The sequence below is a fragment of the Rhizobium sp. SU303 genome (assembly GCF_021052345.1).
In the GTDB taxonomy this organism is placed as follows: domain Bacteria; phylum Pseudomonadota; class Alphaproteobacteria; order Rhizobiales; family Rhizobiaceae; genus Rhizobium; species Rhizobium laguerreae.
Genome location: NZ_CP088097.1, coordinates 442,995 through 459,686, shown reverse-complemented (window position 1 = coordinate 459,686; position 16,692 = coordinate 442,995). Strand labels below are relative to the sequence as shown.

Annotated in this window: 17 protein-coding genes; 16 read left to right on the top strand and 1 reads right to left on the bottom strand. The window is 61.2% G+C overall.

From position 1 onward, the window contains the following. Window positions 1–3: 3 nt before the first annotated feature. Window positions 4–1,254 carry a sarcosine oxidase subunit beta family protein gene (locus tag RlegSU303_RS31110; RefSeq protein ID WP_017957715.1) on the bottom strand — a complete coding sequence of 417 codons (1,251 nt, stop codon included), beginning with the start codon at window positions 1,252–1,254 and terminating at the stop codon, window positions 4–6. 87 nt (window positions 1,255–1,341) lie between these two features. On the opposite strand from RlegSU303_RS31110, the gene RlegSU303_RS31105 reads away from it, so the two are divergent. The 16 genes from RlegSU303_RS31105 (at window position 1,342) to minE (ending at window position 16,658) form a co-directional block, all read left to right on the top strand. Next, window positions 1,342–2,301, top strand: coding sequence for a GlxA family transcriptional regulator (locus RlegSU303_RS31105; RefSeq protein WP_017957714.1), 960 nt, complete (start codon window positions 1,342–1,344; stop codon window positions 2,299–2,301). Between the two features lie 80 nt (window positions 2,302–2,381). Beyond that, window positions 2,382–3,065 carry a helix-turn-helix domain-containing protein gene (locus RlegSU303_RS31100; RefSeq protein WP_026158351.1) on the top strand — a complete coding sequence of 228 codons (684 nt, stop codon included), beginning with the start codon at window positions 2,382–2,384 and terminating at the stop codon, window positions 3,063–3,065. Between the two features lie 88 nt (window positions 3,066–3,153). Then, a complete protein-coding gene (locus RlegSU303_RS31095; RefSeq protein WP_017957712.1) occupies window positions 3,154–4,062 on the top strand; it encodes a class II glutamine amidotransferase in 909 nt (302 codons plus the stop codon). Window positions 4,063–4,100: 38 nt separating this feature from the next. Continuing rightward, entirely contained in the window at window positions 4,101–4,787 is a 687-nt protein-coding gene (locus RlegSU303_RS31090) for a GltB/FmdC/FwdC-like GXGXG domain-containing protein (protein ID WP_026158350.1), read from the top strand. Window positions 4,788–4,801: 14 nt separating this feature from the next. After that, entirely contained in the window at window positions 4,802–6,130 is a 1,329-nt protein-coding gene (locus tag RlegSU303_RS31085; protein WP_003548137.1) for an FMN-binding glutamate synthase family protein, read from the top strand. A gap of 83 nt (window positions 6,131–6,213) precedes the next feature. Further along, window positions 6,214–7,521 carry a type III glutamate--ammonia ligase gene (gene glnT / locus RlegSU303_RS31080; protein WP_017957710.1) on the top strand — a complete coding sequence of 436 codons (1,308 nt, stop codon included), beginning with the start codon at window positions 6,214–6,216 and terminating at the stop codon, window positions 7,519–7,521. Between the two features lie 98 nt (window positions 7,522–7,619). Beyond that, complete coding sequence (gene purU / locus RlegSU303_RS31075) at window positions 7,620–8,504, top strand: formyltetrahydrofolate deformylase (protein ID WP_017957709.1); 885 nt, start codon at window positions 7,620–7,622, stop codon at window positions 8,502–8,504. Window positions 8,505–8,678: 174 nt separating this feature from the next. Further along, window positions 8,679–9,812: an aminomethyltransferase family protein gene (locus RlegSU303_RS31070; RefSeq protein WP_131643755.1), complete on the top strand. Its 1,134-nt coding sequence runs from the start codon at window positions 8,679–8,681 to the stop codon at window positions 9,810–9,812. Window positions 9,813–9,823: 11 nt separating this feature from the next. After that, a complete protein-coding gene (locus RlegSU303_RS31065) occupies window positions 9,824–10,429 on the top strand; it encodes a dimethylamine monooxygenase subunit DmmA family protein (protein WP_131628614.1) in 606 nt (201 codons plus the stop codon). Further along, complete coding sequence (locus tag RlegSU303_RS31060; RefSeq protein ID WP_131628613.1) at window positions 10,426–11,391, top strand: PDR/VanB family oxidoreductase; 966 nt, start codon at window positions 10,426–10,428, stop codon at window positions 11,389–11,391. The genes RlegSU303_RS31065 and RlegSU303_RS31060 overlap by 4 nt, the downstream gene beginning before the upstream one ends. A 32-nt stretch (window positions 11,392–11,423) precedes the next feature. Continuing rightward, the gene (locus RlegSU303_RS31055; protein ID WP_131628612.1) at window positions 11,424–12,464 is read left to right on the top strand and encodes a heme-dependent oxidative N-demethylase family protein; all 1,041 of its coding nucleotides are present in this window, start codon (window positions 11,424–11,426) and stop codon (window positions 12,462–12,464) included. 51 nt (window positions 12,465–12,515) lie between these two features. Next, window positions 12,516–13,853 (top strand): NAD(P)-binding domain-containing protein, encoded by a 1,338-nt coding sequence (locus tag RlegSU303_RS31050; protein WP_131628611.1) that lies wholly within the window; start codon window positions 12,516–12,518, stop codon window positions 13,851–13,853. A 115-nt stretch (window positions 13,854–13,968) separates the two neighbouring features. Continuing rightward, on the top strand, window positions 13,969–14,571 hold the full coding sequence (locus RlegSU303_RS34280; RefSeq protein WP_222373024.1) for a methyl-accepting chemotaxis protein: 603 nt from the start codon (window positions 13,969–13,971) through the stop codon (window positions 14,569–14,571). Between the two features lie 209 nt (window positions 14,572–14,780). Next, on the top strand, window positions 14,781–15,500 hold the full coding sequence (minC, locus tag RlegSU303_RS31035; RefSeq protein ID WP_025397601.1) for a septum site-determining protein MinC: 720 nt from the start codon (window positions 14,781–14,783) through the stop codon (window positions 15,498–15,500). A gap of 85 nt (window positions 15,501–15,585) precedes the next feature. After that, the gene (gene minD, locus RlegSU303_RS31030; protein ID WP_018448670.1) at window positions 15,586–16,401 is read left to right on the top strand and encodes a septum site-determining protein MinD; all 816 of its coding nucleotides are present in this window, start codon (window positions 15,586–15,588) and stop codon (window positions 16,399–16,401) included. Then, entirely contained in the window at window positions 16,398–16,658 is a 261-nt protein-coding gene (minE, locus tag RlegSU303_RS31025) for a cell division topological specificity factor MinE (protein ID WP_003574994.1), read from the top strand. Before minD ends, minE begins: the two co-directional genes overlap by 4 nt. Window positions 16,659–16,692 lie beyond the last annotated feature (34 nt).

Here is a 16,692-nt window from a genome sequence, read left to right as displayed (position 1 = left end):
TCCTCAGTGCAGATTGGGCTGGGCGCCGACGCCCTTTTCGTCGATCGGGTAGCCGCGCGCGAAACGATCGAGCCGGAAGGCGCGGGCAGTCTGATGCGGCGCGTTGCGGGCGATCAGATGGGCATAGCAGAAGCCAGAGGCCGGTGTGGCCTTGAAGCCGCCGTAACACCAGCCGGTGTTGAGATAGAGATTGTCGATATGGGTGCGGTCGATGATCGGCGAGCCATCCATGCTCATATCCATGACGCCGCCCCAGGAGCGCAGATATCGCACGCGCGACAGCGACGGGATCAGCGCCACCCCGGCTTCGGCGACATGCTCGACCGAAGCGAGATTGCCGCGCTGGGCATAGGAATTGTAGCCGTCGATATCGCCGCCGAAGACGAGGCCGCCCTTGTCCGACTGGGACGCGTAGAAATGCCCGGCGCCGAATGTGACGACCGTGCCGATGAACGGCTTCAGCCCTTCCGAAACGAAGGCTTGCAGCACATGGCTTTCGATCGGTAGGCGAAGACCGGCCATATCGGCAACGACGGTAGAGTTGCCGGCGGCAGCCAGCGCCAGCTTGCCACAGCCGATGAAGCCCTTGCTGGTCTCGACGCCGGTCACCTGGCCGTTCTCGGTGCGAATGCCGGTCACTTCGCACTGGGTAATGATGTCGACGCCGCGGCCGTCTGCGCCGCGCGCATAACCCCAGGCGACCGCATCGTGGCGCACGGTGCCGCCGCGCGGCTGGAACAGACCGCCCATGACGGGGAAACGGGCATTGTCGAAATCGAGGAAGGGCAATTTCTTGCGCACCGCCTGCCGGTCGAGAAGCTCGGCGTCGACACCGTGCAGCCGCATGGCATTGCCGCGGCGCGTATAGGCGTCGCGCTGAGCGTCGGAATGGAAGAGGTTGAGCACGCCGCGCTGCGAGACCATGGCGTTGAAGTTGAAATCCTGCTCCAGCCCTTCCCAGAGCTTCATCGACAGCTCGTAGAAGGGATTGTTGCCCGGCAGCAGGTAGTTCGACCGGATGATCGTCGTGTTCCTGCCGATATTGCCGGAGCCGAGATAGCCCTTTTCGAGGACGGCGACATTGGTGACGCCGAATTCCTTGGCAAGATAATAGGCGGTGGCAAGGCCATGGCCGCCGCCGCCAACGATGATGACGTCGTAATGCGGCTTCGGCGCCGGATCGCGCCAGGCCGGCGCCCAGCCTTTGTTGCCGCGAAGGCCGTTCAGAAAAATCGAAAGAGCGGAATAGCGCATGGGTCACCCCGGAAAGAACAGGTGCATGATGCCAGAAAGAGGGGGACTGACTTGCACAGAAGGGACATAATTCGCTAAGAAAGAGACATGTCCTCGCTTGATAGCAGAAATGTGCAGACGATCGGCTTCATCCTTATCCCGGGATTTGCGCTGATGTCCTATGCCTCGGCGACGGAACCGCTGAGGGCGGCAAATCTTCTGGCCGGACGCGAGATCTATCGGCTGCGGATCTTCTCGCCGGATGGCGCGTCGGCACTCTCCTCCTCGGGCGTCAGCGTCGCCGCCGAACCTCTCCCGGTCAGGGGCTCGGGTCTCGGAACGGCCTTCGTCTGCGCCGGCGGTTTGCCCCGCGACTGGCGGTATCCCGGCGTGCTGTCCTGCTTGCGGCAACTGTCGCGCGAAGGGGTGAGGATCGGCGGCATCTCGGGCGGGCCCTATCTGATGGCCGCTGCCGGACTGCTCGGCGGCCGCGACTTCACCATCCACTGGGAGCATGCGGCCGCCCTTCTCGAAGCCTTCCCGGAGCTCACGCCGCGCCAGGCGCGCTTCCTGATCGACGGCAACAGGATTACCTGCGGCGGTGGCATTGCGCCGCTCGACATGATGCATGTGCTGATCGCCGAGCGCATGGGGCTGGATTTCGCCCGCCGGGTCAGCGACTGGTACCTTCATACAGAGGTCAACGAACCCGCTGCACCCCAGCGCGCCTCGCTGGCGCAGCGTTACGGCGTCTATCATCCCGGCCTGCTCAGCGTTCTCGAACGGATGGAGGAGACGATCGAGATGCCGCTGGAGCGCGCCGCCATGGCGCGCATTGCCGGCGTCACCACCCGCCATCTCGATCGGCTCTTTTCGGCTCACCTCGGCAGTACCTTCCTCGAGCAGTACCGCAGGATCAGGCTGCAGCATGCCCATCGGCTGCTGAAGCAGAGCCCGCTTTCCGTCTCGGAAATCGCGGTGGCCACCGGCTTTTCCAGCCTAAGCCATTTTTCCCGCATGTTCCGTGCCGTCTACGGCATCGCCCCGCGCGCGGCGCGGCGGGAATAGGTTTTCTTCACGATTGAGGAATTTTCACTATGACGATAGGGTTGCCTTTGGACAAAAGAGAAGGCGGCGATAGAAAACCCATGAAATCCAAGCGTGCAACGGCAGAGCAACCGGAACAGGCGCATAGTGGACGCGCTCCCTTTTCCCAGGACCCGCACGCCGTCCGCGAGCCGAAGGAAAACAACCTCGAAATGGCGATCGGCCATGAGGTGCGCGCCTATCGCAAGAAACTCGGCATTACGGTCACAGATCTGGCGGCGGCGACCGGCATTTCGCTCGGCATGCTGTCGAAGATCGAGAACGGCAACATCTCGCCATCGCTGACGACGCTGCAATCGCTGTCGCGGGCGCTCGGCGTGCCGCTGACGGCCTTCTTCCGCCGTTTCGAGGAACCGCGCAACGCCGTCTTCGTCAAGGCAGGCCAGGGCATCGAACTCGAACGGCGCGGCACGCGCGCCGGGCATCAATATAATGTGCTCGGTCATATCGACAACAATACCAGCGGCGTCATCGTCGAGCCCTACCTCATCACCCTGACGACCGACTCCGACATCTTCCCGACCTTCCAGCACGAGGGGATGGAATTTCTCTATATGCTCGAGGGCGAGGTGGTCTACCGCCACGGCGACCAGCTTTTCCAGATGCAGCCGGGTGATAGTCTGTTCTTCGACGCCGATGCGCCGCATGGGCCGGAGCAGCTGGTGAAACTGCCGAGCAAATACCTCTCGATCATCAGCTATCCACAGCAGAGCTCGAAAAGCTGACTTGCCTTAAAAGAAAAAATCTTTCTTCCGAGTTGAAAACCCGAAACAGACCTGCTAGTCCTTTCTCAACACGAACGGAGGTCTGGTCATGTGCGGAATTGTGGGTCTCTTCCTCAAGGATAAAAGTCTCGAACCGGAGCTCGGGGCACTGCTGTCCTCGATGCTGGTGACGATGACGGATCGGGGGCCGGACAGCGCCGGCATCGCGATCTATGGCGACGCCAGCGGCAACAATGCCAAGATCACCATCCAGTCGGCCAATCCGAAGAAGGATTTCGCCGGCCTCCAGTCCGAACTTGGCCAGGCGGTTGGCGCATCGGTCGCCATCCAGGTGAAGAGCACGCATGCCGTCATCACGCTTGCGAAGGATCTGCTCGACGCAGGCAAGGCAGCCGTTGTGGAATTGCGCCCGAACGTCCGCATCATGAGCAGCGGCGACGCCATCGAGATCTACAAGGAAACCGGCCTGCCGAAGGATGTCGTCTCGCGCTTCGCGGTCAATTCGATGGCCGGCACCCACGGCATCGGCCATACCCGCATGGCGACGGAATCGGCCGTCACGACGCTCGGCGCCCATCCTTTCTCCACCGGCTCCGACCAATGCCTGGTGCATAATGGCTCGCTGTCGAACCACAACAATCTCCGCCGCGAGCTGAAGCGCGAAGGCATGACCTTCGAAACGGAAAACGACACCGAGGTCGCCGCCGCCTATCTGACGGCGGAGATGGCCAAGGGCAAGAATCTCGGCCAGGCGCTGGAAGGCGCGGTGGACGACCTCGACGGCTTCTTCACCTTCGTCGTCGGCACGAAATCCGGCTTCGGCGTCGTGCGCGATGCGATTGCCTGCAAGCCCGCTGTCATGGCCGAAACGGACCAGTATGTCGCCTTCGGTTCGGAATACCGAGCGCTCGTCAATCTGCCCGGCATCGAGAATGCCCGGGTCTGGGAGCCGGAGCCTGCAACCGTCTATTTCTGGGATCACCAGAAGGTCGCTTGACCGGCGCCTCATGCGTATTCTCCAAGGGTTATCGAAACATGCCTGTCATTGATCTTGCCACTACACCGTTGCGTGAACTCAACAGTGCCCTGCACAACATCCAGAACGGTTCGAACGATCTTTCCTTCGAAGTCGTCAATCCGCGTGGCAGCCATTCGGTTGCCGTCGGCATCGATGCGCCGGTCACGGTCGATGTGAAGGGATCGGTCGGCTATTACTGCGCCGGGATGAACGACGGCGGGACCGTCACAGTTTACGGTTCGGCAGGTCCGGGTGTTGCGGAAAACATGATGTCTGGAACCGTCGTCATCGAGGGCGATGCCAGCCAGTATGCCGGCGCAACCGGCCGCGGCGGCCTCCTTGTCATCAAGGGTAATGCGGCGTCACGCTGCGGCATCTCGATGAAGGGCATCGACATCGTCGTTCATGGCAACATCGGCCACATGTCCGCCTTCATGGGCCAGTCCGGCCACCTCGTGGTGCTCGGCGATGCCGGCGATGCGCTTGGGGATTCACTCTACGAGGCGAAGCTCTTCGTGCGCGGTTCGGTCAAGAGCCTGGGTGCCGATTGCATCGAAAAGGAGCTGCGTCCCGAGCATCTGACGAAGCTGGCCGAACTTCTCGAAAAGGCGGGCGTGACCGAAGTGAGGCCCGAGGAATTCAAGCGTTACGGCTCCGCCCGCAAGCTTTACAATTTCAATATCGACAACGCTGACGCATATTAAGGCGAGGGATCATCATGAGCTATCACAACCCCTATACCCCGCCGCGCAAGTCCGCGACCTTCGACGATTACACGCTGGCGGAAATCCGCCGTGCGGCGGCGACCGGCATTTACGACATCCGTGGCGCCGGCACCAAACGGAAGGTTCCGCATTTCGATGACCTGCTGTTTCTCGGCGCATCGATCTCGCGCTATCCGCTCGAAGGGTACCGTGAGAAGTGCGACACGTCAGTCGTCCTCGGCGCGCGCTTCGCCAAAAAACCCATTCACCTGAAGACGCCGATCACCATTGCCGGCATGAGCTTCGGCGCGCTGTCCGGCAATGCCAAGGAAGCGCTCGGACGCGGCGCGACGATTGCCGGAACCTCCACCACGACAGGCGACGGCGGGATGACCGATGAAGAGCGCGGCCATTCGCAGACGTTGGTCTACCAGTATCTGCCGTCGCGATACGGCATGAATCCCAAGGACCTGCGTCGCGCCGATGCGATCGAAGTGGTTGTCGGTCAAGGTGCCAAGCCCGGCGGCGGCGGCATGCTGCTCGGCCAGAAGATCTCCGATCGCGTCGCCAATATGCGCAACCTGCCGAAGGGCATCGACCAGCGCTCGGCGTGCCGCCATCCGGATTGGACTGGCCCCGACGACCTCGAAATCAAGATCCTGGAACTGCGCGAGATCACCGACTGGGAAAAGCCGATCTATGTGAAGGTCGGCGGCGCACGTCCCTATTACGATACAGCGCTCGCCGTGAAGGCCGGCGCCGACGTGGTGGTGCTCGATGGCATGCAGGGCGGAACCGCGGCGACGCAGGATGTCTTCATCGAGAATGTCGGCATGCCGACGCTCGCCTGCATCCGCCCCGCTGTCCAGGCGCTGCAGGATCTCGGCATGCATCGCAAGGTGCAACTGATCATCTCGGGCGGCATCCGTTCGGGCGCCGACGTGGCAAAAGCACTGGCGCTGGGTGCCGATGCCGTTGCCATCGGCACGGCGGCGCTCGTTGCGATCGGCGACAACGATCCGCATTGGGAAGAAGAATACCAGAAGCTCGGCACGACGGCCGGCGCCTATGACGACTGGCACGAGGGCAAAGACCCGGCTGGCATCACGACGCAGGACCCGGAACTGATGAAGCGGCTTGATCCGATCGCCGCCGGCCGCCGTCTTGCCAACTATCTGAAGGTCATGACGCTGGAAGCCCAGACCATCGCGCGCGCCTGCGGCAAGAACCACCTTCATAACCTGGAACCGGAAGATCTTTGCGCGCTGACGATGGAGGCGGCCGCCATGGCCCAGATCCCGCTCGCCGGCACAAACTGGTATCCCGGCAAGGGAGGCTACTGATTTCTACTACCGGCCGGGCAAACGTCCCGGCCGTCTCGCATCCATAAGCAAAGTGTCTCGAAGAAATCCAAAGGGGAACGAGAATGACACTGGATCTTGCTGCTTTTGCCAGAGACAAAGGCATCAAATATTTCATGATCAGCTATACCGACCTGTTCGGCGGCCAACGCGCCAAGCTGGTCCCCGCAGAAGCCATCGCCGATATGCAGAAAGATGGCGCCGGCTTTGCGGGCTTTGCAACCTGGCTCGATCTGACGCCGGCTCATCCCGACCTGTTCGCGCTTCCCGATGCTTCCTCCGTCATCCAATTACCCTGGAAGAAAGACGTCGCATGGGTTGCTGCCGACTGCGTCATGGACGATCAGCCTGTCGAACAGGCACCGCGTGTGGTGCTGAAAAGACTGGTCGCTGAAGCTGCGAAAGAAGGGCTCCGGGTGAAAACGGGCGTGGAGCCCGAGTTCTTTCTGATCTCTGCGGACGGCTCAGTGATTTCAGACCAGTTCGATACAGCCGAAAAGCCTTGCTACGATCAGCAGGCCGTGATGCGTCGCTATGATGTCATCGCCGAGATTTGCGACTACATGCTCGAGCTCGGCTGGAAGCCCTATCAGAACGACCACGAGGACGCGAACGGCCAGTTCGAGATGAACTGGGAGTATGACGACGCGCTTCAGACGGCGGACAAGCACTCCTTCTTCAAGTTCATGGTCAAGTCGGTCGCCGAAAAGCACGGCCTTCGCGCTACGTTCATGCCGAAGCCCTTCAAGGGCCTGACCGGCAACGGATGCCATGCCCACATCTCGGTCTGGGACGTCGATGGCAAGGTCAACGCCTTCGCCGACAAGGAAATGGCCTTTGGGCTCTCCGCTCAGGGTAAGACCTTCCTCGGCGGCATCATGAAGCACGCCTCCGCGCTTGCCGCGATCACCAATCCGACGGTCAATTCCTATAAGCGCATCAACGCGCCGCGCACCACATCGGGCGCGACCTGGGCGCCGAACACCGTCACCTGGACGGGCAACAACCGCACCCACATGGTGCGCGTGCCTGGGCCGGGCCGCTTCGAGCTGCGCCTGCCTGATGGTGCGGTCAACCCATACCTGCTGCAGGCGATCATCATCGCGGCCGGCCTCGACGGCATCCGCAGCCAAGCCGATCCCGGCCGGCACTACGATATCGACATGTATGCCGAGGGGTATCTGGTGAAGGACGCGCCGCGCCTGCCGCTCAATCTGCTCGACGCGCTGCGCGCCTATGATGCCGACGAGGGCTTGAAGCAGGCGATCGGGGCCGAGTTTTCCGCCGCCTATCTCAAGCTCAAGCATCAGGAATGGAATGCCTACTGCTCGCATTTCACCCAGTGGGAACGCGACAGCACGCTCGATATCTGAGTGGCCTGGACGCGTCCAATGACAGGCTAACGCACCGGGGCGAACAAGCTCCGGCGTGATCTGCCCCTCTGCATTGGGATAGCGAAGAAAGAGACAGCATGAAGAACTTCGTACTCACCGTATCCTGCAAGTCGACGCGCGGCATCGTCGCGGCGATTTCGAGCTATCTGGCGGACAGGGGCTGCAACATCATCGACAGCTCGCAGTTCGACGATCTCGATACCGGCAAGTTCTTCATGCGCGTCAGCTTCATTTCGGAAGAGGGGCTTTCGGGCGCCGATATCGACGCCGGTTTTGCAGCCGTCGCCGCGCCCTTCGCGATGGATTACGATTTTCACGACAGCGAGATGCGCATGAAAGTGCTCTTGATGGTGTCGCGCTTCGGCCATTGTCTGAACGACCTGCTTTACCGCTGGAAGATCGGCGCGCTGCCGATCGATATCGTCGGCGTCGTCTCCAACCATTTCGACTACCAGAAGGTCGTGGTCAACCACGACATTCCCTTCCACCATATTCCGGTCACCAAGGCCAACAAGGCGCAGGCCGAGGCCCATATCATGGAAGTGGCCGAGCAGACCGGCACGGAGCTGATCGTGCTCGCCCGCTACATGCAGATCCTGTCGGACGAGATGTGCCAGAAAATGTCCGGGAAGATCATCAATATCCACCATTCCTTCCTGCCGAGCTTCAAGGGCGCCAACCCTTACAAGCAGGCCTATGGCCGCGGCGTGAAGCTGATCGGGGCGACGGCGCATTACGTCACCGCCGATCTCGACGAAGGCCCGATCATCGAGCAGGACACGGCGCGCATCACCCATGCGCAGTCGCCCGACGACTATGTCTCGATCGGCCGCGACGTCGAAAGCCAGGTGCTGGCGCGCGCCATCCACGCCCATATCCATCACCGCACCTTCATCAACGGCAACCGCACCGTGGTCTTTCCGGCAAGCCCCGGCAGCTACGCCTCCGAACGCATGGGTTAGAGAAGGGTTCAGGGACGGCAAAAGCGTAGCCGCATCCCTCATTCATTCGGTGAGGGGTGCAGCAAGGGCGCCGAAAGTTTTGGGAAATGCATGTCGGGCGGGGTTGCCACGGCGCGAAAGACGAATATAGTCAGGAAATAAATATTCCGTAGAGGAAACAAAAGGGAACGGACAATGGCTTTATCATGGCGTTTCTCCGTCTTGGCGGATCGGCATCGCGCTCTGGGATCGAAGCTCGAGGACTGGAGCGGCATGGGCACCGCCTGGACCTACGACAAGGACATGTCGGAAGAGCATGTCGCCGTCCGCACCAAGGCCGGCATCATGGATGTCTCGGGCCTGAAGAAGGTGCACCTGGTCGGCCCGCACGCCATCGCCGTGCTCGACTCCATCACCACCCGCGACCTGACGAAGATCTACCCCGGCCGGTCGGTCTATGCGACCATGCTGAACGAGCGCGGCCACTTCACCGACGACTGCATCGTCTATCGCACCGGCCCGAATTCCTGGATGCTGGTGCATGGCTCCGGCTCCGGCCACGAGGAACTCGTCAAGCAGGCTGCGGGCCGCAATTGCGCCGTGCTCTTCGACGACGACCTGCACGACCTGTCGCTGCAGGGTCCGATCGCGGTCGACTATCTCGCCAAATATGTGCCCGGCATCCGCGACCTCAAATATTTCCACCACATGCAGACGACGCTGTTCGGCGCGCCGGTGATGATCTCGCGCACCGGCTATACCGGCGAACGCGGCTACGAGATCTTCGTGCGCGGCCAGGACGCCGTCATGGTCTGGGACCGGATCGTCGAGGAAGGCAAGGAGATGGGCATCATCCCCTGCTGCTTCTCCGTTCTCGACATGCTGCGGGTCGAAAGCTACCTGCTCTTCTACCCTTACGACAATTCGCAGATGTATCCCTTCGCCGATCAGCCGCCCGGCGACAGCCTCTGGGAACTCGGCCTCGACTTTACCGTCAGCCCCGGCAAGACAGGCTTCCGTGGCGCCGAGGAACATGCGCGCCTCAAGGGTAAGGAACGTTTCAAGATCTTCGGCATGCTGATCGATGCCGACGGACCGGCCGATCTCGGCGACGAAGTCTTTGCCGACGGCAAAAAGGTCGGCGTCATTACCTGCCCGAGCTATTCGTCGCTGACGAAGAAATCCATGGCGATTGCCCGTCTGGACGTTGACAAGGCGGTGCATGGGACGAAACTCGAAGTCCGCGGCAAGACCGTGAAGGCAGGCGCCACCGCCCACACGCTTCCTTTCGACGATCCGGAGAAGAAGAAGAGGACCGCCGTAGGTTAAGGAGCACGCCAATGCTCGTTGCAGGCATCAAGAGCCGACCAGTCTACACAGGCTTGACCATCCAGCCCAACGCCCGGCGGCACATTTTCGCGCTCGAAGGGGAGGGTGCCAAGGCGCTCCTCGATCAGCAGCCGGCGCTTGACGAAACGGCGCTTTCCCGCAGCGAAATCCTCTATGTCGCCCGCGGCTCGCAAGGCACCGGCCTGGACGAGACGCTGCGCCGCCTCGGCGCCGACATGTTCTTCACCGCCCCGACGATCGCGACGCTGCTCTTCCGATTGAAGGGTTCGCTTGCCACCGCCCATATGGGCACGCGGCTTTATCTCTCGGGCACGGAAGGCTTCATCGGCCAGGCAATGCTGGTGGCGCTCGATTACGGCATGGACCATGCCTCCGTCATCACCGAGCATCGCGGCTCGCTGGCCCGGCGCGTGCAATGCGTCCATTGCAAGGGCATCACCGACGACGTCACCACCAGCCCCTTCACTTGTAGCCATTGCGGGCTGCCGCTTCTGGTGCGCGACCATTATTCGCGTCGGCTCGCCGCCTTCCAGGGCGTCAATATCGATGCGGAAGAACCGGGCAGCGCGCCTGATCCGGAGGAGTTGTTCCTTTGAGCGGTGGCACTGAAATTCCTGTCCGCGTGACGCGGATCACGCCGATCGCCGATCGCGTCAAGCGCTTCCGTTTCGAGCGCCTTGACGGCAAGCCTATGCCGTATTTCTCCGGCGGCGCCCACGTCATCGTTTTGATGAATGATGGCGGCCATATGCGCCGCAACGCCTATTCGCTGATGTCGCCGCCGCATGATTGCGCAGCCTATGAGATCAGTGTGCTGCACGTCGACGATTCGCGCGGCGGCTCCACCTTCATGCATGAGAAGCTCAGCGAAGGCGACGAGCTGAAGGTCAGCTATCCCGTCAACCTGTTCCAGCCGGACTGGCGCGGGCGCAAGCATCTTCTGATCGCCGGCGGCATCGGCATTACCCCCTTCATTGCGATGATGGAGCAGTTTTCCCGCGAGGGCGCCAATTTCGAGCTGCATTATGCCATCCGCACGCGCGACCGCGGCGCCTATTGGCACCAACTCGTCGAGCGCTATGGCGGACATCGCATCAAGATCTATTGCGACGCCGAAGGCGGCGCCATCCCCCTGACGCGCCTGCTCGGCACCCAGCCGCTCGGCACGCATCTTTATGTCTGCGGCCCGTCCGGCATGATCGACAGCGTGCTGAAGGCGGGACTCGACGCCGGCTGGCCGGAGCAGAACCTGCATTCGGAACGGTTCCTATCGTCTCTGCCAGGCAAGCCCTTCACGATGGAACTGCTCCGTTCCGGCAAGACAGTGAAGGTCGGCCATCACGAAAGCATGCTGGAGGCGATCGAGGCGGCGGGCGTCGACGCACCCTTCCTCTGTCGCGGCGGCGCCTGCGGTCAATGCGAGACCGGGGTCGTCACCTGCGACGGCAAGCTGCTGCACCATGACGTCTATCTGACGAACGAAGAAAAAGCATCCGGCCGCAAGGTGATGATCTGCGTTTCCCGCTTCGAGGGAAACACGCTGCATCTTGATCTCTAGCGGCATCGGAAGCGGAATAAGGAGACCGGGACATGGCAATCGTCTTCAAGCAGGAAACCTTCCGGAACGATTTCAGCTATCGGAACAGCCCCGAGAACATCCGGCGTTTCCCGTTTCCGTTCGACCGCGATGAATACATGTATTCGGTCAATATGGAGCCGCATGTGCACGGCCGGGCGGGAACCGTCTACGAAAGCCTGATCGACGTCGACGAGCATTATGTCGCCGAGATGCACGACCGGGCGTTGGTCCTGAAGGAAGATCCGCTGCGCTATCAGGCCCTGCCGCACATGATGAGCGCGCAATGGGATACGCTCGAACTTTTGATGGAAGAGCAGGCGGCGGGTTACCCCGACCATTTCACCCTGATCCGCGACGGCGACCAGTGGCGCTGGATCAACCGCCCGCTCGGTATCGACGACAGCTTCACCTTCGGTGATGCTTCGACGCTGCCCTATGAGCCCTTCGAATATATCACTCGGCAGGCGCAGGGCGATTTCTGCATCGTCGACCAGCGCGACAGCAATCTCTGGATGGACGCCGGCATGGTGACGACGCAGGCCGACTGGTCGCTCGATTTTGATATCGGCATGAACTTCATGGAATGGCACGGGCCGGTGCCGCTCGCCCACCAGATCGGCGTCTTCGACCGGGCGCTGAAATTCCTGCTGAACCTGCAGCAGGGCAAGCCGACACGGCGCTTCAACTGGACGATGACGATCAATCCGCGCCTCGACACCAGCCCGGAGAATTACCACAAATGGGGTCCAGACCGCACCACGGTGACGCAGGAGAATGTCGGCGAGAAGGTGCATCTGCGCGTCGAGCTGCAGAGCCTCTGGCGCCTGCCGCGCTCCAACGCCATCCTCTTCGTCATCCGCTGCTACCTGATGAACATGGAAGAGCTCGTTACCGTGCCGAAATGGGCGCGCCGCTTTTCGCGCGTGCTGAAGACGCTGCCGCCGGAGCTCATCGACTACAAGGGCCTCACCCGCTTCCGCGAGACGACGATCGACTGGCTTTCCAAATATGACGACGGGGCGCCGACCAGCCCCGGCATCTATCCGGACTGAGGCGCAGCGAGTGTGCGAGATAATGCGATATAATCAAGAGGGGAATGCTTCATGACAAGAGTAGCCGTCATCGGTGCCGGTCCTTCCGGGCTGGCGCAGCTGCGCGCCTTTCAATCGGCTGCCCAGAAGGGCGCCGAAATCCCGGAGATCGTCTGCTTCGAAAAGCAGTCGGATTGGGGCGGGCTCTGGAACTATACCTGGCGCACCGGCCTCGACGAATATGGCGAGCCGGTCCACGGCAGCATGTATCGTTACCTCTGGTCGAACGGCCCGAAGGAATGCCTCGAATTCGCCGATTACTCCTTCGAGGAGCATTTCGGCAAGCCGATCGCCTCCTATCCGCCGCGCGCCGTGCTCTGGGATTATATCAAAGGCCGCGTCGAGAAGGCCAATGTCCGCCACTGGGTGCGCTTCAGCACGCCGGTGCGCATGGTTCGCTTCGACGATGAGACGAAGAAATTCACGGTGACGGCGCATAACCGCATCGAGGACCGGATGTATGACGAGGAATTCGACTATGTCGTCGTGGCATCAGGTCATTTCTCGACGCCGAACGTGCCCTATTTCGAGGGTGTGAAGACCTTCAATGGCCGCGTGCTGCATGCCCATGACTTTCGCGACGCGCTGGAGTTCAAGGGCAAGGACATCCTTATCGTCGGCCGCAGCTATTCGGCCGAAGACATCGGCTCGCAATGCTGGAAATACGGCGCAAAATCGGTCACGACAAGCTATCGCTCGAAGCCGATGGGCTTCAAATGGCCGGAGAATTTCGAGGAGCGGCCGCTGCTGGTGAAGCTCGAAAACCGCACGGCGCATTTCCTCGACGGCTCGACCAAGGAGGTAGATGCCGTGATCCTCTGCACCGGATACCAGCACCATTTCCCCTTCCTGCCGGACGATCTCCGGCTGAAGACGGCCAACCGCCTCTGGGCCGACAGCCTCTACAAGGGGGTGATCTTCGACAAGAACCCGCAGCTTTTCTATATCGGCATGCAGGACCAGTTCTACACCTTCAACATGTTCGACGTGCAGGCCTGGTGGGCACGCGACGTGATGATGGGTCGCATCACCCTGCCATCCGAAGAGGAGCTGAAAGCCAATTTCGACATGTGGCGCGCCCGTGAGGAAACGCTCGAGGATGCCGAGCAGATGATCTGGTATCAGGGCGACTATGTGAAGGAACTGCTCGCCGAAACCGATTATCCCAACTTCGACATCGAGGGCACCAACCAGACCTTCATGGAGTGGGAGCATCACAAGGCCCACAACATCATGGGCTTCCGCGACCATGCCTACCGATCGCTGATGACCGGCAATATGTCGCCGACGCACCACACGCCCTGGGTCGAGGCGCTCGACGATTCCATGGAGGAATATCTGCGCAACTGATGAGGCGGGCCTACACTGCCGGAGGAGGGTGTGCGGGCACTCTCCTCCTCCGGCATATTGTGAGCCGCGCCTTTGAGCGAGACGACTGCAACTCTTCTCTTCGGATGTCGCCTTCATGGATTTTCAAACGAGCATTCTCGGGCGCATGAGCGGTTTTCTCTATCGCTGCCGTGCCGACGAAAACTATACGATGCTTGAGATGACTAACGGCATCGAGCGCATCTTCGGTTATCCAGCCGACGAAATCATCGGCAACCGCACGCGGACCTTCACCTCGATCATGTACGAGGAAGACGTGCCACTGATGGACGAGATCGTCGGGCGGGCGCTGGAGAGGCGCACAGACTGGACGATGGAATATCGCATCCGTCACGCCATGGGCCATCTCATCTGGGTGACCGAGACGGGCGGCGGCATCTGGGACGAAAAGAGCGAGCTTCTCTATCTCGAAGGCAGCATCATCAACATCGAATCACTCTACCAGCGAATCGATGACCAGACCGCCGACATGCGCGTCACCGCTTCGAAGACCAATGAGATCCTGCAATCGCTGCGTTACCTGAAGCTGCTCGCCGTCAATGCCGGCATCGAGGCCGCCCGCGCCGGCACGGCCGGATCGGGTTTTGCCGTGCTGGCCGCCGAGATGCGCACGCTTGCCAACTCCTCGGAAGAGGCCGCACGCGCCATTTCCAACGCACAACGCAAGGCGGAAGGCTGAGCTTTACCCAAGCAGCGGCGGATTTGCGGCTCATGTTCAAAGCCCCATTATTAACCGTTCGGAGCCTCCGCAGATTCCAATGTTTTTCCAATGACTTGCGGTAATCCTGCGCTTGAAGAATCTGCTGTGATTATGGCTAATGTTAAGGCTGCGTTAACTTTTTGTTAACCATAGCAGCGGTAGACATGGTCAACCATTTCTTCACATAGATGACCAAAGTGCTAACAGACGCTCGCTCCATCCGCATCAAGGGCCGCTCATTCCTCGCGGTCATGCTGTCTCCGGATCTTCCGATCGATGATTGGTTGATCCGGCTGGACGATCTGGCCGCGCGTTCGGCCGGCTTCTTCCTGGGACGGCCTGTCGTGCTCGATCTGACGGACCTGCAAATCGACCGACCGCAGCTGAAGGACCTGATCGCCGAACTTGCCAAGCGCAATGTCAGCATCATGGGCATCGAGGGCGCGCGGCCTTCGATCCTCGGATCCGGCATGCCGCCGGCACTCAAAGGCGGTCGTTCGGTTTCCGATATCGAGGTTCAGGCAAAGGAGCCCGCCGATCCGCCCGGCAAACCGGCAGTGGCGGAGACCCGCCCGGCCATGCAATCGATCGTCATCAGGGAGCCGGTGCGCTCGGGGCAATCGGTGATCTTCCCGGAAGGCGACGTCACCGTCATAGGATCGGTCGCCTCGGGTGCCGAGGTCATCGCCGGCGGGTCCGTCCATATCTACGGCGCCTTGCGTGGCCGAGCCATGGCGGGATCCATCGGAAACGCATCGGCGCGGATCTTTTGCCGCAAGCTCGAGGCCGAGCTGGTTGCAATCGACGGCATCTACAAAATGGCGGAAGACATGGCGCCCAATCTTCGCGGACAGGCTGTTCAGCTCTGGCTCGAAGACGACGCGATCATGGCAGAGAAACTGATCTGACGACAGCGCCACGCGCCTCTTCGTGAGCCGCAAAGGACGCTTTAACACTTTGAATTACTGGGGCCACGGCAAAGGAGAGACAATGATGGGGAAAGTGATCGTCGTCACGTCAGGCAAGGGCGGGGTTGGCAAAACGACCTCGACCGCCGCATTGGGAGCGGCGCTGGCGCAACGCAATGAAAAGGTCGTCGTCGTCGATTTCGACGTCGGCCTGCGCAATCTCGACCTCGTCATGGGCGCCGAGCGCAGGGTCGTCTACGACCTGATCAATGTCATCCAGGGCGACGCCAAGCTTACCCAGGCGCTGATCCGCGACAAGCGGCTGGAAACGCTGTTCCTGCTGCCGGCCTCGCAGACGCGCGACAAGGACAATCTGACGGCCGAGGGCGTCGAGCGCGTGATCAACGACCTGAAGCGCTATTTCGACTGGATCATCTGCGACAGCCCCGCCGGGATCGAGCGCGGCGCAACGCTTGCCATGCGCCACGCCGATGTTGCCGTGGTCGTCACCAATCCCGAGGTCTCGTCGGTGCGCGATTCGGATCGCATCATCGGCCTGCTGGATGCCAAGACCGCCAAGGCCGAACGCGGCGAACGGATGGAAAAGCACCTGCTGCTCACCCGCTACGACGCCAACCGCGCCGAACGCGGCGACATGCTCAAGGTCGACGACGTCCTGGAAATCCTGTCCATCCCGCTGCTCGGCATCATACCCGAAAGCATGGATGTTCTGCGTGCATCCAACATCGGTGCGCCGGTCACGCTGGCAGACAGCCGCAGCGCGGCTGCGATGGCCTATTTTGACGCCGCTCGCCGGCTCGCCGGCGAGACGGTGCCGATCGCCATCCCAGAGGAAAAGAGGAATATTTTCGGCAAGATCTTCGGACGGAGGGCGGCATGAATATTTTCCGTCTTTTCAACAAGCAGAGAACCGCACCGGCCGCCCGCGAACGGCTGCAGGTCCTTCTCGCCCATGAACGTTCCTCGGCGGGGTCGGACCTGGTCTCCCTGCTGCGCGAGGAAATCCTGGCGGTGATCGCAAAGCATGTGCAGCTTGACCACGACAAGGTGCAGGTGACGATCGATCGCAACGAGTACGTCTCGACCCTTGAGATCGACGTCGAAATCCCGCTGAATGCAGCGGTACAGGCCGCTTGAAAGAGAGCGCTGCCTGTTACGACAACAGGCGGCG

What these genes read in the sequence shown, in the direction of transcription:
- RlegSU303_RS31110 (WP_017957715.1), bottom strand. Translation starts at nt 1,254, where the DNA reads ATGCGCTATTCCGCTCTTTCGATTTTTCTGAACGGCCTTCGCGGCAAC.
- RlegSU303_RS31105 (WP_017957714.1), top strand. Translation starts at nt 1,342, where the DNA reads ATGTCCTCGCTTGATAGCAGAAATGTGCAGACGATCGGCTTCATCCTT.
- RlegSU303_RS31100 (WP_026158351.1), top strand. Translation starts at nt 2,382, where the DNA reads ATGAAATCCAAGCGTGCAACGGCAGAGCAACCGGAACAGGCGCATAGT.
- RlegSU303_RS31095 (WP_017957712.1), top strand. Translation starts at nt 3,154, where the DNA reads ATGTGCGGAATTGTGGGTCTCTTCCTCAAGGATAAAAGTCTCGAACCG.
- RlegSU303_RS31090 (WP_026158350.1), top strand. Translation starts at nt 4,101, where the DNA reads ATGCCTGTCATTGATCTTGCCACTACACCGTTGCGTGAACTCAACAGT.
- RlegSU303_RS31085 (WP_003548137.1), top strand. Translation starts at nt 4,802, where the DNA reads ATGAGCTATCACAACCCCTATACCCCGCCGCGCAAGTCCGCGACCTTC.
- glnT (WP_017957710.1), top strand. Translation starts at nt 6,214, where the DNA reads ATGACACTGGATCTTGCTGCTTTTGCCAGAGACAAAGGCATCAAATAT.
- purU (WP_017957709.1), top strand. Translation starts at nt 7,620, where the DNA reads ATGAAGAACTTCGTACTCACCGTATCCTGCAAGTCGACGCGCGGCATC.
- RlegSU303_RS31070 (WP_131643755.1), top strand. Translation starts at nt 8,679, where the DNA reads ATGGCTTTATCATGGCGTTTCTCCGTCTTGGCGGATCGGCATCGCGCT.
- RlegSU303_RS31065 (WP_131628614.1), top strand. Translation starts at nt 9,824, where the DNA reads ATGCTCGTTGCAGGCATCAAGAGCCGACCAGTCTACACAGGCTTGACC.
- RlegSU303_RS31055 (WP_131628612.1), top strand. Translation starts at nt 11,424, where the DNA reads ATGGCAATCGTCTTCAAGCAGGAAACCTTCCGGAACGATTTCAGCTAT.
- RlegSU303_RS31050 (WP_131628611.1), top strand. Translation starts at nt 12,516, where the DNA reads ATGACAAGAGTAGCCGTCATCGGTGCCGGTCCTTCCGGGCTGGCGCAG.
- RlegSU303_RS34280 (WP_222373024.1), top strand. Translation starts at nt 13,969, where the DNA reads ATGGATTTTCAAACGAGCATTCTCGGGCGCATGAGCGGTTTTCTCTAT.
- minC (WP_025397601.1), top strand. Translation starts at nt 14,781, where the DNA reads ATGACCAAAGTGCTAACAGACGCTCGCTCCATCCGCATCAAGGGCCGC.
- minD (WP_018448670.1), top strand. Translation starts at nt 15,586, where the DNA reads ATGGGGAAAGTGATCGTCGTCACGTCAGGCAAGGGCGGGGTTGGCAAA.
- minE (WP_003574994.1), top strand. Translation starts at nt 16,398, where the DNA reads ATGAATATTTTCCGTCTTTTCAACAAGCAGAGAACCGCACCGGCCGCC.